This is a genomic window from Stenotrophomonas maltophilia group sp. SKK55, from assembly GCF_057179845.1.
Genome location: NZ_JBXUHP010000002.1, coordinates 1 through 22,623 on the forward strand (window position 1 = coordinate 1; position 22,623 = coordinate 22,623).

Sequence of the window (22,623 nt, forward strand, 5' to 3'; positions counted from 1 at the left end):
TCAAACGTCTGCAAGATGGACAATCATCCTTCCTGCAGGCGCCTTCACAAGATACCTGCGCATACTTTCAAAGATCCGGGGAAGTGGCCTCAGCGCCGTTCCCGTGTGCTGCGAAGTTTCCTTCGTAGCGAGCCGCCCATTATAGCCGGCTTTTCCGCTTCGTCAACACCTCTTTTCAAGGCCGTCTCACCGGAGCGGACGTTGTTGCCGATGCTGCTTCGTCGTTGGACCCGAGGGTCTTTCGTCGTTGCGAGCCGCCTATTATGCCGGACTTTTCGAGTCCGTCAACACCTTCGTTCGATCAACGCGTTCGTCGGTGGTGGCGTCGCTGTTCGCGTGTCGTTTCCGGGGAAGCGATGCGCTGCAGCAAGGGGGCGAATTCTAGAGATCCTGCAGATTTCGTCAAGGCTTTTTTTGCACGGTGATGACAGAAGCATCGCGACATCACGCATGACGTACGCTCGAAGATCGCGGCGGCGTTGCCCGCGCGTTGCGCGGTCAACGCCGCAACCCCTATCAATGCAAGGATGCACAGTGGAGACAGAGCAATGAGCATGCAGGTGCGGCGCGCGTGGTGGCGCGATCTTTCGATGCCGGCCATCGTCGCTGGCTTCATTACGGTGCTGGTCGGCTTCGCCAGCTCAGCCGTGATCGTGTTCCAGGCCGCCCAGGCTGTCGGCGCCGACCAGGCACAGATCGCCTCATGGATGTGGGCACTGGGACTGGGCATGGGTGTCACCTGCATCGGGCTGTCGCTGCGCTATCGCGTGCCGGTGGTGACCGCATGGTCGACACCGGGCGCGGCGATGCTGGTGGTCGGTGCAGGTGGCGCCTCGCTCGCCGAGGCCACCGGTGCATTCCTGCTCGCCGCAGTGCTTGGCATGCTGGCAGGCTTCTCCGGGGTGTTCGCACGATTGATGCAGCGGGTGCCGATGGCGCTGGCCGCCGGCATGCTGGCCGGCGTGCTGCTGCGCTTCGGTCTGGACGTGTTCGTGGCCATGAATTCCCAGCTGGTACTGGCACTGGCAATGTTCGCCACCTGGCTGGCGGGACGCCGCCTGTTCCCGCGCTATGCGGTGATCGCCACACTGCTGGTCGGCATCGCGGTCGCAGCCAGCCGTGGCCTGCTGCACGCACAGCAGGTGCAGCTGCAACTGGCGATACCGCAATGGGTGACCCCGTCCCTGTCCTGGACTGCGGTAGCCGGCATCGCCCTGCCCCTGTTCGTGGTCACCATGGCCTCGCAGAACATTCCCGGCGTGGCGGTGATGCGGGCATCCGGCTACGACGCCCCGGTGTCGCCGCTGATCGGCTGGATCGGTGTGGTCAATACACTACTGGCGCCGTTCGGTGCCTACGCGCTGAACCTGGCGGCAATCACCGCCGCGATCTGCATGGGCCGTGATGCACATGAGGACCCGGCACGACGCTATACCGCCGCCATGGCGGCAGGTGCCTTCTACATCATCATCGGACTGTTCGGCGCCACCGTGGCCGCACTGTTCGCGGCCTTCCCCAGCGAGCTGGTGGCGTGCGTGGCCGGTATCGCGCTGTTCGGCACCATCGCCAACAGCCTGGCCAGTGCGCTGGCGGTAGAGCGGGACCGCGAGGCGGCACTGGTCACCTTCCTGGTCACCGCCTCGGGCGTCTCCCTGGCCGGCATCGGCTCGGCGTTCTGGGGGCTGGTGGCCGGTGCGCTGTGCCTGCTGGTGCTGCGGCCCCATCATCAGGGCCGCTGACCTGCCCTACCCCGCCAGTGCGGCGCCGACGGTGCTCAACACCACCGAGATGACGATGGCGGCCAGTGTGGCGGCTACGCTGGTGCCGCCGCGTGCGGTCAGCTCGCTGCGCAGCCGTGCGTCATCGCCGCCGCTGACGGCACGGGCCTGGGCGATCAGGCGCTGGCAGTGTGCCAGGTACCAGGTGTTGCCAAAGGTGCCGGTGGTGACGCTGAGCGCGATGGTGATGACCAGCGACACGCCTTCGGGCACATCCAGCAAGGTCTCCACCACGCTGATCAGCAGCAGCAGACCGACCCACATTGCCGCCAGGCGGTACATTTTGCGGTACATCATCCAGATCGGGCCAAGCAGGAAGGCCGGCCAGTGCCAGGTGCCACTGCCCGTGGGAATGCCCTGATCCAGCCGCCAGCGCTGGCGATAGATCGGGAAGTTGCCGCCGACCACGCTGGCGTACAAGGCCCTCTCGCCCTCCAGCCCCGCAGCCGCAGCCCTGTCCGGTACAGCGACCGGCGCACGATAGGGATCGGACGGATCGCCGATATTCGGCGCAATGCCCTCAACTGCAGGGGCTGCGTCGATATCCGGGGCCGGAGCCACCGCGGTGGGAATGGAAGCCTGCTCCAGTTCGGCCAACGGCCGCCATGAGGGCATGCCTTCGCACCAGAGCAGGGTGCGCGCCGTAACCGTCCCTTGCCGCTGCAGCTGGCGAAGACCGGCCAGATCCACCGGCCCACTGCTCTGCCTGCCATTGGCGTACCACCATTGTGCTTCCTGCATGTTTTCCGTCCCTGCTACCTGCCTCAACAAACTGGAACCGCTGCCAGCGCCTACAGCGCGGTACTGCCCAGGGTCTGCACCAGTTGATGGCGCGTACCCGCCGCAAGCGTAATCTGCTCTGGCCCGGCGTTGGCCACTTCCAGGCAGACGTAATCGCGCCAGCCCTCGCCGACATCGGCCATCTTCGCCGCTGCCTCCATGCCCGGGTTCCAGGCCACCAGGGTCTGGCTGCCTTCGCTGCGGATCTCGATCCGCCGCTGCAGGACGGGATCGCGAAGCACGTAGTGGCCGCCGGCACCGGTATAGATGCGGTCGCTGCGCCCCGGATCGCGCGGGTCACACAGCGACCAGGGCCCCTGCTGCTGGCGCAGCTGCGCGCCGTCCTCGTACTTGTCCAGGTACTGCAGGCCGTCGAGGCCATCGACCTCGACACGAGTGGCATCGCCGACCCGGAAGTAGCTGTGCAGTGCCTGGGTGAAGGTCACCGGCGAGGTTCCGGTGTTCTCGGTGACGAGCTGCTGGCGCAGCTGGCGGCCGATGCGCAGCTGCATCTGCAGGCGCAGGCCGGGATCGGCGCAGGGCGCAGGTGCCAACTGCAGCTCGACCTCACCGTCATCGCTCTGCCTGGCATGCAGAAGCTCCCAGCGCGCCGTACGTACCAGGCCGTGCGCCGGTACATCGGCACTCTGGCCCTGGCGGCCGAACCACGGCCAGCACACCGGGACGCCACCGCGGATGGGCGTGGGCAGCTCGGCGCGCGTGGGCGAAAGCCAGAACAGATCGGGCTGCCCATCGGGAATGAACGACAGCAGCTGGCCACCAAACACACTCACGACCGCTGTGGCATTGGCGGTTCGCACCTGCCAGGCCTCCAGGCCGTGATACAGGCCGGTGCTGATGTCCGGATTCGACTGCATGCGATGACGCTCCTTGAAGACCGCGGCGATGATGTCGCGGTCAACGTGCCGCCGGCAAGGCATTCTGCCCAGCGGGTGCGATGGCGGCCGCCTCTTCCTGCAGCGTGCGCAGGATGCGCTGGCCTGCGCGGCCGTCCACCTCGCTCCAGCCCAGGCGCTGCTGCTCGGCCTGGATCGCGCGACGCGTGGCGGTACCGATCATGCCGTCGGCGGCACCGATGTCGTGGCCGCGGGCCAGCAGCAGGGTCTGCAGCTGGCGACGCTCATCGCGGCCCAGGCCTGGATCGTCGGTCGGCCAGGCGGTAGCCAGCCCGTTGCCGCCGCGCAGCTGGTCGGCAAGCGTCGCGATCGCCAGCGCATAGCTTTCGGCAGCGTTGTAGCTGTAGATCGCGTCGTAGTTGCGGAACACCAGCAACGCCGGGCCCTTGTTGCCGGCCGGCAGCAGCAGGGCGGCGCGCGCATCCGCCGGCAGGTTGGCCGGAGCCAACGCGCTGCCATCCAGCGCGGTCACGCCCTGCGCGCGCCAATCGGCCAGGGCACGACGCTGGGTGCGGCCGGCCTGGCTGGCGTTGAAGCCGGCGGGCACATGCACCTCCATGCCCCATGGTTCGCCACTGCGCCAACCGGCACGCTTGAGGTAGTTGGCGGTGGAGGCCAGTGCATCGGGAATGCTGCCGACCAGATCGCGGCGGCCATCGCCATCACCGTCCACGGCGATGCGTGCATAGGTGCTGGGCATGAACTGGGTGTGCCCGAAGGCACCGGCCCAGGAGCCGGTGAGCCCCTGTGCCTGCAGGTCGCCGCGGTCGATCAGCTTGAGCAGCGCCAGCAGCTCACCGCGGAAGAAAGGTTGGCGGCGGCCGGCGCACGACAGCGTGACCAATGACTGCAGCAGCGGGCGCTTGCCGAACACGCGGCCGTAGTCGCTCTCCACGCCCCAGACCGCGACGATGGTGGCCGGATCGACGCCATACTGGGCCGACACGCGATCGAGCAGGTCGCGGTGCTGCTGCAGCAGGGCGCGGCCATCAGCCACGCGCTGGCGATCGACCAGCGCGGCCAGGTAGTCCCAGATCGGCGTGGTGAACTCGGGCTGTGCATCGAGCAGGCCGAGCACGCTGGGGTCCGGGGTGAGCCCGGCGGTGATCTCGTTGAAGCGGTCAGCGCCGATGCCCTGGGTCGCGGCGGTGGCCTGCAGGCCCGCCAAGCAGCGGCTGAACGCCGGATCGGTGCTGGCGGCGGAAGCCGCAGGCAGCGCCGGGGTCGACGCAAGGGCGGCCGCCAGGCCGAGCGTGGTCAGAACAGGCATGGCGTCCTCCGTGTTGCCGTTGCACGGCCATCTTAGGGGCAGCGGTGCCGCCGAACCTGAAGGGGCACCGGCTGGCCACCACCTCAGGCGCGGCGCAGCAGGCGCAGGCCATAGGCGGGGCTTTCGGCATCCCATCGCTGCGCCACCTGCAGGCCCGCCTGCCGCAACAGCGCGTCGAAGCTGTCCTCGGTGTACTTGTGGCTGTACTCGACGCGAATGGGTTCACCGGCGGCGAAGTGGAAAATGCGGCCATTCAGGTGGACGTCCTGTGCCCGCTGGCTGACCAGATCGGTCTCGATGCGCAACCGCGCGGTGCTGTAGCGTGCACGATGACGGAAGCCATCGAGATCGAAGTCGCTGCCGATCTCGCGGTTCAGGCGGGCCAGCAGGTTGAGGGTGAATGCGGCGGTGACGCCCTGCGCATCGTTGTAGGCCGCCTCGATCAACGCCGGGTCCTTGTGCAGGTCGATGCCGACCAGGGCCAGGCCATCATGCCCCATGGTCTGGCGCATCGCGTGCAGCAGCGCGACCGCGTCCTCGCCTTCAAAGTTGCCCAGCGTGGAACCCGGGAAGAACAGCAGCCGTCGCGCGGGTTCGCGTTCGGGCATGGGTACGGCGACGGGACGGGTAAAGTCGGCACAGACCGGCAGCATCTCCACCTCGGGCAGCGCCGGGGCCAGATGGTCGATGCTGGACAGCAGCGCGGCACGTGAGATTTCAATCGGCGTGTAGGCCACCGGGTCGTGCAGGGCGGCCAGCAGCAACGCGGTCTTGCGGCCACTGCCGCTGCCCAGTTCCACCACGTGCAGGTGCGGCCCGACGCTTCGGGCGATGTCCGGCAGTACCCGTGAAAGCAGGGCCAGCTCGGTGCGCGTGGGGTAGTACTCGGGCGTATGCGTGATCTGCTCGAACAGGCGCGAGCCGCGTGCATCGTAGAAGTACTTGGACGGCAGCTGGCGGGGCGTGCGCAACAGCCCGGCCACCACGTCGGCAAGGATCTGCTGGCGGCCGGGAGTGAGATCGGTCAGCGCCTGCAGCGCGTCCTGCACCGTACTCATGCGAAATCCCTGGCCAGGCGCAGCCCGGAGAACTGCCAACGCGCCGGGGGCATGAAGAAGTTGCGGTAGCTGGCACGCACGTGGCCACGCGGCGTGGCGCAGCTGCCACCGCGCAGCACCCATTGCCCGCACATGAACTTGCCGTTGTATTCACCGAGGTTGCCGGCGAAAGGGCGAAAGCCCGGATAGGCGCCATACGCGCTGTGGGTCCATTCCCATACATCGCCGAACAGCTGCCGCAGCCCACTGCCCTGCCCCGCCCGAGGGTGCAGCTGATCGTCGTCGGCAAAATGGCCACGCAGGGGCTGCGACGCAGCGGCGGCTTCCCACTCGAACTCGCTGGGCAGGCGCGCACCAGCCCAGCGCGCGCAGGCATCGGCCTCGTAATAGCTGAGGTGGCAGACCGGCGCATGCGGGTCCAGCTCTCGCCAACCGCCGAGGGTGTACTCGCGCTGCAGGGCATCGTCCCAGTACAGCGGGTGCTGCCAGCCCTCGGTTTCGCGCAACGCCCAGCCTTCGCTGAGCCACCAGCGCGGCTCGCGGTAGCCGCCAGCCTCGATGAAGGCGAGGTACTCGCCATTGCTGACGGGACGCTCTGCCAGTGCGTGTGCGGGGAGCAGCACGCGATGCGCCGGCGATTCGTTGTCGTAGGCAAAGGCGGCGTGCTGCGGCCAGGCAGCGGCGCCAATGGTGACGATGCGTTCGGGTGATTCGGTCCAGCCCTGCGCACTGGCAGCGCTGGTGGCAGGCTGCAGGTCCTCGCGGTAGGCCGGCTGCAACGGATTGCACCAGAACGCATGCTTGATGTCGGTCAACAGCAGTTCCTGGTGCTGCTGTTCGTGCTGCAGGCCCAACTGCAGGTGGTGCAGCGCCTGCGCGTCGAGGTCACCCGCCGCCAGTCGCGATTGCACCTGTGCATCGACCTGCTGGCGGTAGTCGCGCACCTGCTGCAGCGAGGGCCGCGACAACAGGCCGCGTTGCGGCCGCGCGTGCGCTGGACCGATGCTTTTGTAGTAGCTGTTGAAAAGATAGTCCCAGGCTGGATCACGCGCAGGCGCACTGGCGAATCCCGCCAGCACGAAGCGTTCGAAGAACCAGGTGGTATGGGCCAGGTGCCACTTGCTGGGACTGGCGTCGGCCATGCTCTGCAGCATGGCGTCCTCTGCACTGAGCGGTGCGGCCAACTGCAGGCTGCGGGCACGCACATGTGCGAAGTGGTGGGCGAGGTCGTGCTGCGGGGCAGCGACGGCGGTGGGTACGCTGTCCATGCCTACAGCATCGGCGCAGTGCGGTGAGTGCGACGTCATGGCGGCACACTGCCCCATTCACATGGTTGCGGGCATACCTTTTCAAAAAGCGCGTGTTCAAGAAGCGGGTGAGGACGCCGCTAACGGCAGTGTTGCGGCCGCATCGTCACCGCACTGGACTTCCTGCGTGCCCCTGCATCCACTCCGCCAGCCTGCGCATTACCTGTTCGTGCTGCCCGCCGTGCTGGTCGTCCTGGTGCTGTGGATGGCACTGGGCACCGAGGATGTGGCCAGCCCGGCCCAACGCATCCTGCCCTGGCTGCTGGCCTGCCTCGGCGCGGGCCTGGCCCTGCTCTACCACCAGATACGCACGTTGTGCCTGCTGCTGGTCGTGGCGGTGGTGTTCGCCCTGCTGCACCGGGACGTCGGGGGCTACCTGCGCAGCGGCCATGTCGGCGCCTTGACTCCGTTGCGCTTCCACGCAATCTCGGCCTGGGTGCCGCTGCTGTTTGCCGGGCTGGCACTGTGGCCGGAACGCGGACGCCGACGCCAGGACCTGCTGCTGCGCAGCGTGGTCTGCGGCGCGGCCCTGGTGATCTTCCTGCTGCTTGCGGCACAACAGCCGCAGGGCATGCACGATCTGCTGTCGAGCCGTCACTGGGCCTGGATTCCCGCCGACTGGAACGCGCTGGCGCAGCTGCCGGCGCTGCTGTTCCTGCTGGCGACCGCAGCGCTGGGCTGGCAGGCGTGGCGGCATCCGCGGCCACTGCACACGGCGATGCTGCTGGCCCTGCTATGCCTGTGGTGGATGCTGCCGCGGATCTTCCTGCAGCCGGTACTGCTGCCGGCGCTGAGCAGCGCCGCCCTGCTGCTGATGCTGGGCGCGATGCTGCAGGAATCCTTCCACATGGCCTTCCGCGATGAGCTGACCGGCCTGCCCGGGCGACGGGCGTTCAACGAGACCCTGCAGCGGGCGCGCGGCACCTACAGCATCGCGATGGTGGACGTGGACCACTTCAAGTCGTTCAACGACACCCACGGCCACGATACCGGCGACGACGTGCTGCGCCTGGTGGGGTCGCGGCTGGCGCGTGTCGGCGACGGTGGCCGAGCGTTCCGCTATGGCGGCGAGGAATTCGCAGTGGTGTTCCTCGACCGCCCAGCGGCGGCCTGCATTGAGGCCGTCGAAGCACTGCGGCAGAGCATCGAGGACACCCGCATGCAGCTGCGCGACCGCAGCACCCGCAGCCGTGACGACGAAGCCGGCCGTCAGCAGCGCGGACGCGGCGGCACCGGCCAGGTGGTGCAGGTGACGGTGAGTATCGGGCTGGCCGACAGCCGCGTGGATCCGCGACCGACGGCAGTGGTCAAGGCCGCCGACCAGGCGCTGTACATGGCCAAGGACGGAGGTCGCAACCAGGTCCGCGCGCACGGCGGCCAGCGCCTGCTGGCTGCATCCAGTGCGTAGGGCTCAGACCGCGTCGAGGTAATACCAGCGGCCGTCGATGCGCCGGAATCGGCTGTGCTCGGTCATTCTCACCGCGCTGCCGCCGCCGATGCGGTAGCGCGCGGTGAAGCGCACTTCAGCACTGTCTGCGCCGGTGACCGTGTGGTCGTGCACGGTCAGGCCCAGCCAATGGGTGCGCTGGCCTGGCGCGTCGTCCAGCGACAGCTCGGCCGGACGTGTGTCCGGGTGCCAGGTGTGGCGCAGGTAGCCGGCCAGGCCCCTCACATAGGCGCTGTAGCGCGAACGCATCAGGCGCTCGGCATCGGGCGCGGCCCCGCCGGCATGGAAACGGCCACAGCAGGCGGGATAATCGGCGGGAAGGCCACAGGGGCAGGGATCGGCGGATTTTCGGCTCATGCCGGCATTGTCGCCGGGTTGCAGGAATTGATGCACGCGCGGCGGCAGTCGCCCGGATCAGGACAGGCGTATGCTGTCGCGCCCCCACATTGATTGATCGCCGTGCTGGAACTGGTTCCCCCTGAGTTGTGGTGGCTGGTGGTGATCGCCTTCATCGCCGGTCTTGTGGATGCTGCCGTGGGCGGCGGCGGCCTGGTACAGCTGCCCGGCCTGTTCACGGTGCTGCCACAGCAGACACCGGCGATGCTGTTTGGTACCAACAAGTTCAGTTCGATGTTCGGTACCGGTGCGGCTGCCTGGCGCTATGCGCGCAATGTGCGCTTCCCGTGGAAGCCGGTGCTGTTCGCGGCCGGCACCGCTTTCATCTTTTCCTTTGCCGGGGCCACGGCGGTCAGCCTGTTGCCGAAGGATGCTGTACGGCCGCTGGTGCTGGTGCTGCTGGTCGCGATGCTGGCCTACACGCTGTGGAAGAAGGACTTCGGTGCGTTGCACCGGCCGCAGGAGATCGGCCGCCGCGAACTGGTGATCGCGCTGGCGATCGGTGCGGCGATCGGCTTCTACGACGGCTTCTTCGGGCCAGGCACCGGCAGTTTCCTGATCTTCCTGTTCGTGCGCTTCTTCGGGCTGGATTTCCTGCGCGCGTCAGCGGCGTCGAAGGTCGTGAACCTGGCGACCAACGTGGCAGCGATCTCGTTCTTCGTGCCGACCGGCAACATCCTGTGGCTGTTCGCGCTGCCAATGGCCGCAGCCAACATCATCGGTTCGGTGGTGGGCACGCGCCTGGCGCTGAAGGGCGGCACGCCGTTCATCCGCAAGCTGTTCGTGGGGCTGGTGGTGGTGCTGATCGCGCGGATGGCGTGGGATACGTTCCGCGGTTCGTGAGGGACGTTATGAAATGGTAGGTGCCAACCTTGGTTGGCACGCCGTTTCCGGTCGCGAAGAGCAGCCGAGCATGGCTCGGCTCTACAGGTGGATTGCCCGAGGCGCTCAGGCCTCGGCTTCTTCCGGTTCGTTGGCCTGCTGGCGGCTGCGCTCGGGCAGCTTCAGGCGCTTGCCCTCTTCGTCGTACTCGATCAGCAGCACGCCGGAGTCGTGGCGGCCGCTGATTTCGACGAAGCAGGCGCCACCGATGAACGGCTCCAGCGTCATCACCGACTTCAGCGGGGTGGCGACCACCATCTGGAAGCCGAAGTTGTCGAAGATGTTCATCGCCAGCGCGGTGAACTCGTTGTCGGCCTTGTCGAAGGCCTCGTCGAGCACGACCGCCGCGTAGCTGGGCAGCTGGCTGTCAGCGCCGCCAAGCTGGTAGCGCAGCGCGGCCGCCAGGCAGGTGGTGGCCAGCTTCTGGCGCTGGCCACCGGACTTGCCGGCGCCGCTGCGGTAGATCTCGACCTGCTGGCGCGTTTCCGCATCCAGCTCGACGCCGATGAACTCCACGTGCATGCGCACGTCCAGCACCAGCTCGCGCCAGCGCTTGTCCTCGCCTTCCTGCGAGCCGAGGCGGTTGACCAGCTGGCGCAGCACGGTGAACTGCGATTCGGCCAGCTCGCGCTGCTCGGTCTGCTGCTGCGACAGCACCTCGCGCAGCTGCAGGTGGAACTCAGCGACCTCCGGCAGGCGGCGGTCGCTCAGTTCGATGGTCAGCAGCGTGCCACGGTTGAACGGCACCTGCTCCAGGCTGGCGTTCACCTCGTCCAGGCGCTGGCCGATCGACTTGCGGGCCTCTGCGCTGTGACGCTGCAGGGCCAGCAGGTTGTTCTTGCTCTGGTTCTGCAGCAGGTCGAAGAAGCGCTCTTCGTGCTGTGGCAGGCCGTCGCGTTCCAGCCGTTCGAGGCGTGCGAGGAAGTCCTCGGCCGAGGCCACCGACACGGTGAAGTCGCCCGACTCCTCCGGCCACTGCTGGATGAAGCGACGGAAGCAGCCGATCAGCTGGTTCTCGATGCGGTTGAGGTCCTGCTGCGAGGACGACAACTGCTCGTTCAGCGCGTTGCTGACCTGGCGCATGTGCGCTTCGAGCGTTTCCAGGCTGAGCGGACCCTGTTCCTGCAGGCGCTCGGCGAGGCCGGCTTCCTGCTCCTGGGCCAGGCTCGGCAGCACCAGTGCACGGCTCTGCTGGCGTGCGCGGTCCAGGCGATCACGTTCCTTGACCAGCTGGCCGCGCTCGACGCGGACGTCTTCATAGGTGCGGCGGGACTGCTCGATGTCGGCGCGCACGGCGTCGATCTGCTTGGCCAGCTTGGCGAGATCGGCGTTGCCTTCGCGCAGGTCGCGCAGGGTGGCTTCGATATCGCTCAGGCGCTGCTGCGGAGCGGCGATGTCGATCTCGTTCCAGCTGATGCTGACCAGCTCGTGGCAGGCCAGGCGGCGTTCGTTGTCGCGGTCACGCTGCCCGCGCAGGCGCGCGATGTCGGTCTCGCAGCTGGCGATGCGCTTGGCCAGCTCCTGTGCTTCGCGCTCGAAGGCGCCCACCTTGTCGTGGTTGTTGAAGCCGAGGATCCAGCGACGGCGGTCGCCCACCGCACTGCGGTCGTCCTTCTCGAAACGGTCGCCGGGATGCTTGACCTGGCCTTCGCGGGTGATGCCGCGGTCGACGTTGCGCAGCTGCTTGGCATCCACGCATTCGTAGTCGAAGCGCTTGCCCAGCTCGCGGCGCAGCCAGCTTTCGAACACATGCTCGCGCAGTTCAAGCTTGTGCAGCAGCGACTTCGCCGACGGCTCACGGGCGAATGCATCATCGTTGCGGCGCACGCGGTAGTAGGTGAAGCGCATGCCAAGATGGGTACGGTTCACCCATTCGGCGACGTCGTTGTAATGCTTGTCATCGACCAGCAGCGACAGCGCGAAACCACCCAGCACGCGCTCGATGGCACCCTGCCAGCCCTGCTCTTCCGAGCGGACCTGGATCAGTTCGCCGACGAAGGGCAGTGCCGCCTCGGCGATGCCGGTTTCCTCGGCCAGGCGCGCGCGCAGCTTCTGCATCGGCGCCGGGATGTTGGAGGGCGTGCGCTGCATCGCTTCGAGTTCGGCACGGACCTCGCCGAAGCGGCGCTCGTCATCGCGCTTGCCGCCCAGGCGGTCACTGATCGCGTCGTCCAGTGCCGAGGAGGCACGCTGGCGGTCCTGCAGCTCGTTCTGTGCGCGCTCGACCAGTTCGGCGAAGCCATGGGCGTCGTCCGGCAGTTCGGCCCCCAGTTGCTGCGCCGCCTGGCGTGCCTGCTCGCGCTTGGCCTGGCGGCGGTCACGCTCAGCTTCGGCACGGCCCTGCTCGCGTTCCAGTTCCTCGATGCGCTCACCGCCCTGCTGGCGGCGCTGCAGCTCCAGTTCGGCCAGGCGCTCGGTGTGATTGTCCAGTGCGGCACGGCGCTGGGATTCTTCGCCGAGCAGGCCGCGGTCACGCACGTCCATCTCGCGCAGGCGCGCTTCGATCAGCGCCTGGCGCCGGCTTTCGCGGAAGCTGTCGACACCCAGCTTCAGTGCTTCGTCGTCGCCACGACGGCGGTGCATTTCCTTCAGGTCGTTGTAGTAGGCGCGCGCCGGCAACAGGGTTTCCACCTGGCGGCGGGCAGTGACCACCGCCTGGTGCGCGCCATCAAGCTCGGCGAAGTCGCTGACCAGGCGCTCGGCGGCGTCGAAGGTCTTCGGCGTGTCGAGCATGAAGTCGCGCAGGAAGACGTTGAGGTCGCCCAGGTTCTTCGCCGACTGCGTCTTGTGCAGCAGGCGCAGTGCCATCTCGTTGTCGATGCCGAGCAGGTCGCGGAAGCGCTCGGCGTAGCCGGAGAAGGTGTCGAAGTGGTGCAGGTCGGGCAGCTTCTGCTTCAGCTTGCGCAGGTCCAGGTCGAAACCGCCGAGGTCCTTGGCGATGTCGAACGGGCGCTCGGCGATCATGTAGTGCTTGCGCACATCACCGGCCGAGGTGCCGTTGCCGGAGATCCACAGCAGGCGCACCAGGCTGACCACGCGGCCATCGCCGGCGCGGTATTCCAGCACCAGCGCGGTCCAGGTCGCGCCCTTGCGCAGGTACTGGGTGGCGATTTCGCCGGTGCCGCTGTCCTGCTGGTCGGCCCACGCGCCGCGCACGTAGGACACCAGGTTGCGGTCGCGGCCACTGCGCTCGGCTTCACGCGCAGCGGCGTTGAAGTCGACGATGGCCGGTGGCGTCAGCAGCGCGGACATGGCATCGAGCAGGGTCGACTTGCCCGAGCCGGAGCGGCCGACGAAAAGGAAGCCGCGCTCGGCGATCGGTACTTCGGTCAGGCCGTTGAAGGTGCCCCAGTTGTGTACCTGCAGGCGGCGCATGCGGAACTGCTGCAGGCGCGGGTCCGGCAGGCCTTCGTTGAACAGGGCGGGAGTGTGCTTGGAGATAGCCATGCGATGGTCGGGTCTCTCAGGCCTCGGCGGCCGGGGTTTCACGCAGCTGGCGGTAGACCGCCGAAAGCTGGGACACGTCTTCGGCGGAGAACAGCAGCTTCAGCGCCGGCGAGACTTCGTGGCGGTCTTCCTGGCCGCTGAGGCGGGTCAGGATGTGGTTGTCCTTCATCTTCTGCACCGCCGATGCGACGCGACGGTTGAAGCCGGCGCGGTCGGTGGACAGGTTCTTTTCGTAGATGGCCAGCGCTTCGGCCATCTCGGCGTCGGCGACCACTGCGCGGTTGCCGCGCGCATCGGCCTCGGCCAGCTGCTGGCGCAGGTACAGCAGCAGCACCGAGTCGATGAAGGTCAGCGGGGAGGTGCGCAGCAGCACCGGCGCATCGACGTCTTCGGTATCGGCCTGGCGGGTGAACGCCACGCCACTGTCGCGGTCGAGCACCAGTTCCAGGAACAGGTCGGCCAGCGATGAGCGGATGGCCGCCTCGCTGCGGATCAGCGCCGGCCACAGCTTGGCGTGGCGCAGCTGGTCGATGCTGGGGCCGATCAGCAGCTGGCACAGCGCACGGCGCGCATCCAGCGGCAGGCGCCCGGTATCGCCGAGGTAGTACACGTCGTTGCCACGGCGGGGCTGCGCCACGGCCGCCACCGGCTCGGCTTCGTAGGCGTCTTCCGCCACGTCGGCCTGCGGTGCGTCGATGGGATCTTCATGCCAGCTCATGGCGTCTCTCCTGGGTGAACCAAACCAGCGGGATGCGGGCGCGACGGATCTGGCCGTCGCCACCACGCCATTGCGCAAGCTCCTGCTCGCCGGCGACCACGTTGCCGAAGCGCGTGCCCAGCGACAGGTAGCCGATGACGCTGCCGAGGCCCTGCGGCGCTTCGCGCTGCGACAGGGCCTGGGCGATGCTGAGACGCGGCTGTGCATCGAGCAGGTCGTGCAGGTCGCGGCGCAGGGTGCGGAAGTCGATTTCGGACGAAGCGACCAGATCGCCGACGCTTTCCAGGCTGATCGCGGCTGCGTCGTTGTATTCGACGTTGCCATCGACCTGGGCGCTGCGCGGATCGTGCAGTTTCCATTGCGACCACGAGCGCAGGCGGCTGGTGGTCAGCTGCAGGTCGCGGCCGATGCCACGTTGTGCGGGGAACTCGTCACGCAGAGCGAGCGCTTCGGACTGCGCCTGCTTGAGCAGCTGGTTGAGGCGACGCTGTTCCAGATAGCCACGGCTCTGCACGAAGCCGCGCAGGCTGCGCGCGAAGTGCTGCAGCACATCGTGCACCTGGCCACCGCGCTCGAGCATGGTGCTGGTGAAGCCGCGCAGGAAGTTGCGTTCGTTGCGGTCCAGGCGGCGGGCGAAGCCACGCGCCAGCACCGCTTCCAGCGCGGCATCGAGCTGGGCGCTCTGCTCGGCGTCGTTGAGCAGGCGCCAGAAGGCCTGGAAGCTGCGCCCGGCATCACTTTCGCCGATCACGTCCACGCCTTCGAACAGCTGCGACAGCACATCGCCGCGCTCGCCCTCGTCGTCGATGATGCGTTCGCGGAACTCGCGGTTGAGCTGCTCGAAGTCGTCGCGCACGCGGCGGAAGTCCTCGGTCAGCTCGTCGGCCAGGCCGATGATCTGGCGCGCACGTTCCAGCGCGCGCTTGCCGTCCAGCGCGATCACACGGCCGGCGCCGACACGGGCAATCTCGGCGTCGATCCGGTCGCGCTCGTCGCGCAGCGCCGACAGGCGGGCGTCCGGATCGGATTCGGTCTGCGCGGCCAGCTGCGAGAGCTGTTCGATGACCAGCGCCAGGCGGCTTTCGGTGGCGGCCACACGGGCCTGCTCGAGGCCGTCGGCGAATCGGATCGCCTGCAGTGCTGCGGTCGACAGCTCGTACTGCTCCTGGTCGGCGCCCTCGGGCAGGCGGCGTTCCAGCCAGCCCTGGGCCAGCCAGTGCGCGATGTAGGCCTGCGCGGTACGTGGCAGCTCGCGCGACAGTTCGTCGCCGTTGAGCTGATCCAGCGCACGCTGCAGGCGCTCGTTGAGCACCGACGAAGGCAGGGTACGCTCGCCGTCCATCAGCAGCCCCTGCAGCAGGCCGATGATTTCCGGAGCGTGGTCGGCGGCGAGCAGCTTCCACTGGGGCTGTTCGCGCAGATGGCGGTAACGGGAGATGCGTTCGCGGTGCTTCATGCAGCGAAAGGAGTCATGAGGGCTGGCGGGGACGAGCAGCCGCCCGCGGCGGCCGCGCGGGCAGCCGTGGGCATGCCGGCCCGCAGGGGCCGGCGGAGTGCGGTCAAGCGGCTCAGCGCTTGCCGCCCACTTCGATGAAGCGCAGGAACTCGGCGCGGGTACGCGCGTCGTCGCGGAAGCTGCCCAGCATCTTGGAGGTGACCATGCTGACGCCGCGCTTGTGGATGCCGCGGGTGGTCATGCATTCATGGGCGCCCTCGACGACCACGCCGACGCCGATCGGCTGCAGCACATCCTGGATGCACTGGGCGATCTGCGCGGTCATCTTCTCCTGCACCTGGAAACGGCGGGCGTAGGCTTCGACGACGCGGGCCAGCTTGCTGATGCCCACCACCTTGCCGGCCGGCAGGTAGCCGACGTGCACGCGGCCGATGATCGGCGCCATGTGGTGTTCGCAGTGGCTTTCGTACTCGATGTCGCGCAGGACGATGAGTTCGTCATAGCCGGCCACTTCCTCGAAGGTGCGCTCCATGTAGGCGCGCGGGTCATCGCGGTAACCGCTGAACCAGTCGCCATAGGCTTCGGCGACACGGCGGGGGGTATCCAGCAGGCCTTCGCGGGACGGGTCCTCACCGGCCCAGCGCAGCAGGGTGCGCACGGCATCCTCGGCCTGGTCCTGGGTCACGTCGCCCTGCGGGGCGGCCTTTTCGTTGTTCTTGCTCATTGCGTACAGCGTCCCGAACGGGGGGCGAGCATCGTACCCGACCGGGGGGTGGGTCGTCCTGTGGGGACGGTTCATCGGGGGGTCTGGCGGCGCCTGCCTGTTACGGGTCTGGATGGGGAAGGGCGGCAGGGCAGGACACGCCGTAAACCCATCCATGGGGGCTCGGTCGGCGCATCCATGCGCCTCACGGTCCTGCCCTGCCGCCCTTCCCCATCCCTGACAGTTTCCTGCGGGCGCGTTCCTGCGGGCGCGGCCGGACCGCCCGAAAGCGGGGGCAAAGGCGGGGGTTCATGGCTTCGGAAGCAGCGCGCCGCTGCTGTGGTGTCTTCTGCTTTGGTGGGTGCGGACCGTTGGTCCGCACTGCTTCTGCTCTTGCTTCCAAGAGCCAACCCACCGCGCTCGCGGGGTGATGGGAAGGCAGCGGGGGCCGGGCGGGGCAGGACCGTCCGCGGCATGGATGCCGCGGCCGAGCCTACAGGGACGTACTTGCGGCGTGTCCTGCCCCGTCCGGCCCCCGCCGCCCCACCCGACACCAGGCAGGCGCAACGCTTTCCTCAACACACCCACCCATTCATAAAAACCCATTGATAGGAATGAAATTAGTAGTATCCTATCTATCTCTTATGGACCGACCCCTCGACGAGCGCACCGTGCTGCAGATGCAGCTCAGCTCCGGCCTGCTGTACGCAGGGCGGCAGTGGCAGCGCCTGGCCGACAGCCGGCTCGGCAGCTATGGCATCTCCACCGCCTGCACCATGCCGTTGCTGATGATCGGCCGCTCCGGCGGTGGCATCCGCCAGGTGGCGCTGGCCCAGCAGCTGGGTATGGAGGGTCCTTCCCTGGTACGCCTGCTGGACAAGCTGTGCGCCAGTGGCCTGGTCCGCCGCGAGAGCGACGCCAGCGACCGCCGCGCCAACCTGCTGTGGCTGACCGACGAGGGCCGTGCGCTGGTCAGCGAACTGGAAGATCAGTTGATCGGCCTGCGCCAGGACGTGTTCGGCGAGCTTTCCATGGATGAACTGCACGCCGTGCTGAAGGCATGGCGCCTGCTGGCCGAGGCCGCCGACCGCATCACGTAAGAGCGCTGCCCCCGAACGCCGCCGCTGCCGTGCACACGCCAGCGGCTTTTGCCCGTTGCTGTTGTTTCGTTGTCCCTCCCCTCCCCCACCTCGTCCCCGCCCCTACCGATGCCCGGTGAATTCAGTCTCCACGGAGTGTTCGTCCCGACCCTGCTTGGGTTGATGGTGTTGGCCTATCTGGTCAACAGCGGCCTGCACGCGCTGCTGCAGCGTGCCGGCGCCTACCGCCATGTATGGCACCCGGCGCTGTTCAACCTGGCGCTGTACGGAATCGTGCTGGGCCTGCTGTTCCACCTCCTGCGTTGGATGCAATCGTGAACAAGATCGTGAAGAAGACCCTGCCGGTGCTGCTCACCAGCGCAGCCGTGATCATCGCCCTGCTGGTGCTGCGCCAGCTGTGGGTCTACTACATGGATGAACCCTGGACCCGCGATGCCCACGTCGGCGCCGACGTGGTGCAGGTGGCGCCGGACGTGTCCGGGCTGGTGGAAACGGTGAACGTGGCCGACAACCAGGCGGTGAAGAAGGGCGACCTGCTGTTCGTCGTCGATCGCGCCCGCTACCGCATCGCGCTGGAGCAGGCCAAGGCCAGCCTGGCCGAGCGCCAGGCCTCGGTGGCACAGCTGCGCCGCGAGATCGGCCGCGACCGCAGCCTGCAGGACCTGGTCGCCGCCGAGGACGCCGAAGTACGCCGCGCCAAGCTGCAGGCCGCACAGGCGGCGCTGGCCACCGCACAGGCTGCGGTCGACCTGGCCGAGCTCAACCTCGGCCGTACCGAGGTGCGCGCCCCGGCCGATGGCCGGGTCAGTGACCGCACGATGCGCGTGGGCGACTACGTGGTGGCCGGCAAGCCGGTGCTGGCGCTGCTGGATACCGGCTCGTTCCGCATCGATGGCTACTTTGAGGAGACCCGGCTGCGCGGCGTGGCGCCGGGGCAGACGGTGGACATCCGGCTGATGGGTGAATCGACGCCGCTGCGCGGCCACGTGGAAAGCATTGCCGCCGGTATCGAGGACCGCTACCGCAGCAACGGCAGCACCCTGCTGCCGAACGTGACCCCGGCCTTCGACTGGGTGCGGCTGGCTCAGCGCATCCCGGTGCGCATCGCCATCGACGAAGTGCCCAAGGGCGTGGAACTGATCGCCGGGCGCACCGCCACGGTGACCGTGGACACCGGCCGCCATCCGCACAACGACAAGGCCGGCGCTTCGCCGACACAGGCGGGCCTGTGAACGCCGCCCTGCCCCGTCTCGGCCTGATCGTCGCACTGGCCAGCCTGGCCGCGTGCAGAACCGTCGGCCCGGACTATGCACTGCCGGAAGGCTCGGCGTTCAAGCGCCCGCAGGCCAATGCGGCCTTCATCGATACGCAGAACCCGCAGGTGGCTGCCAACCAGGCGCTGCCCGACCGCTGGTGGTCGCTGTACAACGACCCGGTGCTGGACGGGCTGATCACCCAGGCACTGCGTGACAACGTGGAACTGAAGGCCGCCGATGCGCACCTGCGCCGCGCCGCCGCCGTGTACGAACAGGCGCTGGACGCGGGCGGATTCGAGTACGAGGCCGAGGCCGGCGTCAGCCGCGCGCAGCTGTCGGCCGAATCGTTCCTGCAGGAGCACGAGCTGCCGGTGATCAACCTGGCCGATGGCAAGTTCGCGGTCAGCTACCAGTTCGACCTGTTCGGCAAGCTCAAGCGCGGCGCCGAAGCGGCGCGTGCCGACGAGCAGTCGGTGGCGGCGGCACGCGATCTGGCCCAGGTCAGCGTGGTCGCGCAGGTGGCCGACAGTTACCTGGAAATCTGCCACGCCAACCACGAACTGCACGTGGCCGAGCATTCGCTGCAGCTGCAGCAGCGCAGCCGCAGTGTCACCGAGCGCCTGATCGCGGCCGGCCGCGGCACGCCGCCGGAACTGGCCCGCGCCAATGCGCAGGTGGCACTGCTGGAGGCGGCACTGCCGCCGCTGCGCGCGCAGCGCTCGGCCGCGGCCTATTCGCTGGCCGCACTGCTGGGCCAGACCCCAGGCCAGTTGCCGGCCGGCGTGATCGACTGCGCGCACGCGCCCAGCCTGGCGCAGCCGCTGCCGGTCGGTGATGGCCGTGCGCTGCTGCAGCGCCGCCCGGACGTGCGCCAGGCCGAACGCAGGCTGGCCTCGGCCACCGCGCGCATTGGCGTGGCCACCGCCGAGCTGTACCCGGACATCCGCCTCGGCGCTTCGGTCGGTGCCGCCGGCCTGCTGGAAGACTTCGGCACGCCGATGACCCAGCAGTGGTCGATCGGCCCGCTGATCTCGTGGACACTGCCGTCGTCGGGCACGCACGCGCGCGTCCACGCTGCCGAAGCCGGCGCCGACGCCGCGCTGGCCGAGTTCGACCACACCGTGCTGCAGGCGCTGCGCGAGACCCAGACTGCGCTGGACCGCTATGCGCAGGACCTGCGCCGCCTGCAGTCGCTGCGCGTGGCGCAGGAGCAGGCCGCGCTGGCCGCCGAGCAGAACCGCCGGCTGTACCAGGGCGGCCGCACACCCTACCTGTCCAGCCTGGATGCCGACCGCAGCCTGGCCACCAGCGACGCCACCCTGGCCGCCGCCGAAGCGCAGGTCTCGCGCGACCAGATCCATCTGTTCCTGGTGCTGGGTGGCGGCTGGCAGGCAACGGTTGCCCCGGCGGCGCCGGCCACCGCACAGGCCTCGGCGAAGTAAGCCATGAACGCGCTGACCGACCGCCAGGCGTGGCTGTTCTCGATCAAGACCTACCTGGCCGCGGTGGCCGCGCTGTACATCGCCATGGCCGGCAACCTGTCGCGCCCCTACTGGGCGATGGGCACGGTGTACATCGTCAGCCAGCCGCTGCTGGGCCCGACCCGCGCCAAGGGCGTGTACCGCATCGTCGGCACACTGGTGGCCGGGCTGGCCACGCTGCTGGTACTGCCGGCGCTGGTGGAAACCCCGTTGGTGCTGAGTGCGGCGATGTCGATCTGGCTGGCCGGTTGCCTGTTCATGGCCCTGCTCAACCGCGGCCCTCGCGGCTACGCGTTCCTGTTGGCCGGCTACACCACCGCCTTCATCGGCTTCCCGGCAGTCACCTCGCCGGAGACCATCTTCGACACCGTGGTGGCGCGCAGCGAGGAGATCATCCTCGGCACGGTGGTGGCCGTGCTGTTTGCCTCGCTGCTGTTCCCGGCGTCGGTACGCCCGATGCTGCGCGCCCGCATCGGCAACTGGATGGAGGACGCCGCGCAGTGGTGCCGGCAGATCCTTGAGCGTGGCCGCGCACACGCGCCGCGCAACCGGCTGGCTGCCGACCTGGTGCAGTTCGAGGCGCTGATCGAATTCCTGCGCCGCGATGATCCACGCCATGCCGGTTCGGCAGTGTCGATGGAGCGCCTGCGCGAGCGCATGCTGTTGCTGTTGCCGGTGTTGTCGTCAATCGCCGATCGCCTGAGTGCGCTGCGCAGCGATGGCCAGGCCCTGCCGGATGGGCTGCCGGCGCTGGTCGACGACATCCGCGATTGGCTGGATGGCCCGACCAACGCCAGCGAGTACGCCCGCCTGCGCGCGCGCATCAGCGCGCTGAAGCCGCAGGTGGACCGCGACCTGCAGCACCTGCAGCTGGCCAGCCTGCTGCTGCGCCTGGAGGAACTGGTGGACCTGTGGCAGGACTGCCGCACCCTGCAGCACGCGATCGATCAGGGCACCGCGCCGTTGGATCGCGCGCACTACCGCATCCGCACCGAACGGGTGGCCACCGACAAGCACGTCGACTACGGCATGGCGCTGTTCTCCGCGCTCAGTGCCGGCGTGGCGCTGATGAGCTACTGCGTGCTGTGGATCGCGCTGGGCTGGGAAGGCGGCGGCAACGGCGCGATGATGGCGGCGGTGACGGCCGCATTCTTCGCCGCACAGGACGATCCGGCTCCCAGCATGGTGCAGTTCCTGGTGTGGGCGATGGTCGCCTCGGTTGTGGCGGGCGTGTACCTGTTCGGCGTGTTTCCAGCCGTGCACGACTTCGGCCTGCTGGCGCTGGTGCTGGCGGTGGCCTTCCTGCCGCTGGGACTGCTGCTGCATCATCCCAAGAGTGCGCTGTTCGCGCTGCCGCTGACAGTCAATCTGGCCGCGCTGCTGAGCCTGCAGAACACCTACAGCGCCAACATCCAGACCTTCCTCAACTCGTCGATCGCGATGTTCATCGGCATTGGCTTTGCAGTGGTGATGACCCGCCTGTTCCGTTCGGTAGGTGCCGAGTGGACCGCGCGCCGGCTGGTGCGGCAGGGCTGGACCACGCTGGCCGAAGCCGCCGAAGGACGTGGCCAGCAGGATCGGCAGCGCTTCGCCGCACGCATGCTCGACCTGCTGGGCCTGCTCGCACCGCGCCTGGCAGCGACGCCGGAGGGCAGCGACATCGCCTCGGTGGACATGCTCAACGAGGCGCGCATCGGCCTGAACATCCTGCAGCTGCGTCGTGCACGGCTGGAACTGCCCGAGCGCAGCCGCGAAGCCGTCGAGCACATCCTGGAAGAGATCGCTGGGCACTACCGGCGGCAGATCGCGGCGCGCAAGCCGATTGCTGCAGACCAGGCGCTGCGCGAGCGGCTGGATACCTCGCTGGGCCGGGTTGGCAGCGTGGCGGCATGCAAGGCCCGCGACGAGGCGCTGATGGGCCTGATCGGCCTGCGCTTCGCGCTGTTCCCAGAGGCCAGGGCGCTGGCGCCGGGCTTGGCGATGAGCAGCCGAACAGCTCTAGCGGGATACCCTGTGCGTCCACAGACCCCGTTGCCGGGGTCGGATCCTTCGCCGCAGGCGAAGGCGCTGACCCCTGCTCTGCACAGGAAGCTCCAATGAGTTACGACATGATGGTGTTCGAGGCCAGCGCCGCGCCACGCGAGGCGGCGGCCTTCATCGCCTGGTTCGAGAAGCAGACGCAGTGGAACGAGCGCCACGAGTACGACGACCCGACCGTCAGCAGCCCGGCACTGCAAGCGTGGTTTGCGGAGATGGCGCAGGAATTCCCGCCGTTGAACGGACCACTGAGCAACGACGATGACGATCGTGCCGAGGTGACCGAGTACAGCATCGGCCGGCAGGTGATCTACGGCGCCTTCGCGTACTCGGTGGCCGAGCGCGCGCACGGACGGGTGCAGGATCTGGCCGAGAAGCACGGCGTGGGTTTCTTCGATGTGAGTGCCGATGAAGCGGCGATCGTGTTCCCGGATGGGTTGGTGTTGATCGCGGAATGACGGGGGCGGCAGGGCTGCGCCCTGCACCTGCCGAATCAACGTCAACGTCAACGGCAAAAGCCTGCATTCCGTAGGTTGGCGGGGGGGGGGCCGGTTGCGGGGGACGCTGCAAGTCCCCCTCCGGGGCCCGGC

At 68.2% G+C, this 22,623-nt stretch carries 19 protein-coding genes; 9 read left to right on the forward strand and 10 right to left on the reverse strand.

Features of this window, described 5'->3' with window-relative positions; genetic code table 11:
- The first annotated feature begins 548 nt into the window (after positions 1 to 548).
- On the forward strand, positions 549 to 1,739 hold the full coding sequence (locus AC2A1N_RS01050) for a benzoate/H(+) symporter BenE family transporter (protein WP_154351665.1): 1,191 nt from the start codon (positions 549 to 551) through the stop codon (positions 1,737 to 1,739).
- A 6-nt stretch (positions 1,740 to 1,745) separates the two neighbouring features.
- Here the strand turns inward: AC2A1N_RS01050 and AC2A1N_RS01055 are convergent, their stop codons facing one another.
- The 5 genes from AC2A1N_RS01055 to egtB form a co-directional block, all read right to left on the reverse strand.
- Entirely contained in the window at positions 1,746 to 2,519 is a 774-nt protein-coding gene (locus tag AC2A1N_RS01055) for a DUF2628 domain-containing protein (RefSeq protein WP_231352410.1), read from the reverse strand.
- Between the two features lie 50 nt (positions 2,520 to 2,569).
- Entirely contained in the window at positions 2,570 to 3,436 is an 867-nt protein-coding gene (locus AC2A1N_RS01060; RefSeq protein ID WP_134968869.1) for a D-hexose-6-phosphate mutarotase, read from the reverse strand.
- 40 nt (positions 3,437 to 3,476) lie between these two features.
- Positions 3,477 to 4,745, reverse strand: a complete 1,269-nt coding sequence (locus tag AC2A1N_RS01065) for a lytic murein transglycosylase (RefSeq protein WP_154351667.1) — start codon at positions 4,743 to 4,745, stop codon at positions 3,477 to 3,479.
- 83 nt (positions 4,746 to 4,828) lie between these two features.
- Complete coding sequence (gene egtD / locus AC2A1N_RS01070; RefSeq protein ID WP_242894145.1) at positions 4,829 to 5,803, reverse strand: L-histidine N(alpha)-methyltransferase; 975 nt, start codon at positions 5,801 to 5,803, stop codon at positions 4,829 to 4,831.
- Positions 5,800 to 7,071: an ergothioneine biosynthesis protein EgtB gene (egtB, locus tag AC2A1N_RS01075; protein ID WP_134968866.1), complete on the reverse strand. Its 1,272-nt coding sequence runs from the start codon at positions 7,069 to 7,071 to the stop codon at positions 5,800 to 5,802. Before egtB ends, egtD begins: the two co-directional genes overlap by 4 nt.
- A 166-nt stretch (positions 7,072 to 7,237) precedes the next feature.
- On the opposite strand from egtB, the gene AC2A1N_RS01080 reads away from it, so the two are divergent.
- Positions 7,238 to 8,518, forward strand: a complete 1,281-nt coding sequence (locus AC2A1N_RS01080) for a GGDEF domain-containing protein (RefSeq protein ID WP_134968865.1) — start codon at positions 7,238 to 7,240, stop codon at positions 8,516 to 8,518.
- 3 nt (positions 8,519 to 8,521) lie between these two features.
- Here the strand turns inward: AC2A1N_RS01080 and AC2A1N_RS01085 are convergent, their stop codons facing one another.
- Positions 8,522 to 8,914, reverse strand: coding sequence for a YchJ family metal-binding protein (locus tag AC2A1N_RS01085; protein WP_134968864.1), 393 nt, complete (start codon positions 8,912 to 8,914; stop codon positions 8,522 to 8,524).
- Positions 8,915 to 9,016: 102 nt separating this feature from the next.
- On the opposite strand from AC2A1N_RS01085, the gene AC2A1N_RS01090 reads away from it, so the two are divergent.
- Positions 9,017 to 9,796: a sulfite exporter TauE/SafE family protein gene (locus tag AC2A1N_RS01090; protein WP_061480655.1), complete on the forward strand. Its 780-nt coding sequence runs from the start codon at positions 9,017 to 9,019 to the stop codon at positions 9,794 to 9,796.
- A gap of 105 nt (positions 9,797 to 9,901) precedes the next feature.
- Here the strand turns inward: AC2A1N_RS01090 and AC2A1N_RS01095 are convergent, their stop codons facing one another.
- The 4 genes from AC2A1N_RS01095 to folE form a co-directional block, all read right to left on the reverse strand.
- Positions 9,902 to 13,282, reverse strand: a complete 3,381-nt coding sequence (locus AC2A1N_RS01095) for an ATP-binding protein (protein ID WP_061480647.1) — start codon at positions 13,280 to 13,282, stop codon at positions 9,902 to 9,904.
- A 16-nt stretch (positions 13,283 to 13,298) separates the two neighbouring features.
- The gene (locus tag AC2A1N_RS01100) at positions 13,299 to 14,000 is read right to left on the reverse strand and encodes a DUF4194 domain-containing protein (protein ID WP_005421303.1); all 702 of its coding nucleotides are present in this window, start codon (positions 13,998 to 14,000) and stop codon (positions 13,299 to 13,301) included.
- On the reverse strand, positions 13,987 to 15,456 hold the full coding sequence (locus tag AC2A1N_RS01105; protein ID WP_049412510.1) for a DUF3375 domain-containing protein: 1,470 nt from the start codon (positions 15,454 to 15,456) through the stop codon (positions 13,987 to 13,989). The genes AC2A1N_RS01100 and AC2A1N_RS01105 overlap by 14 nt, the downstream gene beginning before the upstream one ends.
- Positions 15,457 to 15,568: 112 nt before the next feature.
- Positions 15,569 to 16,180, reverse strand: coding sequence for a GTP cyclohydrolase I FolE (gene folE, locus AC2A1N_RS01110; protein WP_004141296.1), 612 nt, complete (start codon positions 16,178 to 16,180; stop codon positions 15,569 to 15,571).
- A 623-nt stretch (positions 16,181 to 16,803) separates the two neighbouring features.
- On the opposite strand from folE, the gene AC2A1N_RS01115 reads away from it, so the two are divergent.
- The 6 genes from AC2A1N_RS01115 to AC2A1N_RS01140 all read left to right on the forward strand — a co-directional run bounded on the left by AC2A1N_RS01115 (position 16,804) and on the right by AC2A1N_RS01140 (position 22,491).
- Positions 16,804 to 17,259, forward strand: a complete 456-nt coding sequence (locus tag AC2A1N_RS01115; RefSeq protein ID WP_061480705.1) for a MarR family winged helix-turn-helix transcriptional regulator — start codon at positions 16,804 to 16,806, stop codon at positions 17,257 to 17,259.
- A 108-nt stretch (positions 17,260 to 17,367) separates the two neighbouring features.
- Positions 17,368 to 17,577, forward strand: coding sequence for a DUF1656 domain-containing protein (locus AC2A1N_RS01120; protein ID WP_025875651.1), 210 nt, complete (start codon positions 17,368 to 17,370; stop codon positions 17,575 to 17,577).
- Complete coding sequence (locus AC2A1N_RS01125) at positions 17,574 to 18,491, forward strand: efflux RND transporter periplasmic adaptor subunit (RefSeq protein WP_061480710.1); 918 nt, start codon at positions 17,574 to 17,576, stop codon at positions 18,489 to 18,491. The genes AC2A1N_RS01120 and AC2A1N_RS01125 overlap by 4 nt, the downstream gene beginning before the upstream one ends.
- On the forward strand, positions 18,488 to 19,957 hold the full coding sequence (locus AC2A1N_RS01130) for an efflux transporter outer membrane subunit (RefSeq protein WP_061480706.1): 1,470 nt from the start codon (positions 18,488 to 18,490) through the stop codon (positions 19,955 to 19,957). Before AC2A1N_RS01125 ends, AC2A1N_RS01130 begins: the two co-directional genes overlap by 4 nt.
- 3 nt (positions 19,958 to 19,960) lie before the next feature.
- The gene (locus AC2A1N_RS01135; protein WP_229298498.1) at positions 19,961 to 22,096 is read left to right on the forward strand and encodes an FUSC family protein; all 2,136 of its coding nucleotides are present in this window, start codon (positions 19,961 to 19,963) and stop codon (positions 22,094 to 22,096) included.
- Positions 22,093 to 22,491, forward strand: a complete 399-nt coding sequence (locus AC2A1N_RS01140) for a hypothetical protein (protein WP_061480707.1) — start codon at positions 22,093 to 22,095, stop codon at positions 22,489 to 22,491. Before AC2A1N_RS01135 ends, AC2A1N_RS01140 begins: the two co-directional genes overlap by 4 nt.
- The last annotated feature ends 132 nt before the right edge of the window (positions 22,492 to 22,623 follow it).

Bases quoted from the DNA above. Each gene is read 5' to 3' on its own strand.
- AC2A1N_RS01115 (WP_061480705.1), top strand. From the start codon at position 16,804: ATGGACCGACCCCTCGACGAGCGCACCGTGCTGCAGATGCAGCTCAGC.
- AC2A1N_RS01055 (WP_231352410.1), bottom strand. From the start codon at position 2,519: ATGCAGGAAGCACAATGGTGGTACGCCAATGGCAGGCAGAGCAGTGGG.
- AC2A1N_RS01120 (WP_025875651.1), top strand. From the start codon at position 17,368: ATGCCCGGTGAATTCAGTCTCCACGGAGTGTTCGTCCCGACCCTGCTT.
- AC2A1N_RS01105 (WP_049412510.1), bottom strand. From the start codon at position 15,456: ATGAAGCACCGCGAACGCATCTCCCGTTACCGCCATCTGCGCGAACAG.
- AC2A1N_RS01085 (WP_134968864.1), bottom strand. From the start codon at position 8,914: ATGAGCCGAAAATCCGCCGATCCCTGCCCCTGTGGCCTTCCCGCCGAT.
- AC2A1N_RS01135 (WP_229298498.1), top strand. From the start codon at position 19,961: ATGAACGCGCTGACCGACCGCCAGGCGTGGCTGTTCTCGATCAAGACC.
- AC2A1N_RS01095 (WP_061480647.1), bottom strand. From the start codon at position 13,282: ATGGCTATCTCCAAGCACACTCCCGCCCTGTTCAACGAAGGCCTGCCG.
- egtB (WP_134968866.1), bottom strand. From the start codon at position 7,071: ATGGACAGCGTACCCACCGCCGTCGCTGCCCCGCAGCACGACCTCGCC.
- AC2A1N_RS01065 (WP_154351667.1), bottom strand. From the start codon at position 4,745: ATGCCTGTTCTGACCACGCTCGGCCTGGCGGCCGCCCTTGCGTCGACC.
- AC2A1N_RS01100 (WP_005421303.1), bottom strand. From the start codon at position 14,000: ATGAGCTGGCATGAAGATCCCATCGACGCACCGCAGGCCGACGTGGCG.
- AC2A1N_RS01060 (WP_134968869.1), bottom strand. From the start codon at position 3,436: ATGCAGTCGAATCCGGACATCAGCACCGGCCTGTATCACGGCCTGGAG.
- AC2A1N_RS01140 (WP_061480707.1), top strand. From the start codon at position 22,093: ATGAGTTACGACATGATGGTGTTCGAGGCCAGCGCCGCGCCACGCGAG.
- egtD (WP_242894145.1), bottom strand. From the start codon at position 5,803: ATGAGTACGGTGCAGGACGCGCTGCAGGCGCTGACCGATCTCACTCCC.
- folE (WP_004141296.1), bottom strand. From the start codon at position 16,180: ATGAGCAAGAACAACGAAAAGGCCGCCCCGCAGGGCGACGTGACCCAG.
- AC2A1N_RS01050 (WP_154351665.1), top strand. From the start codon at position 549: ATGAGCATGCAGGTGCGGCGCGCGTGGTGGCGCGATCTTTCGATGCCG.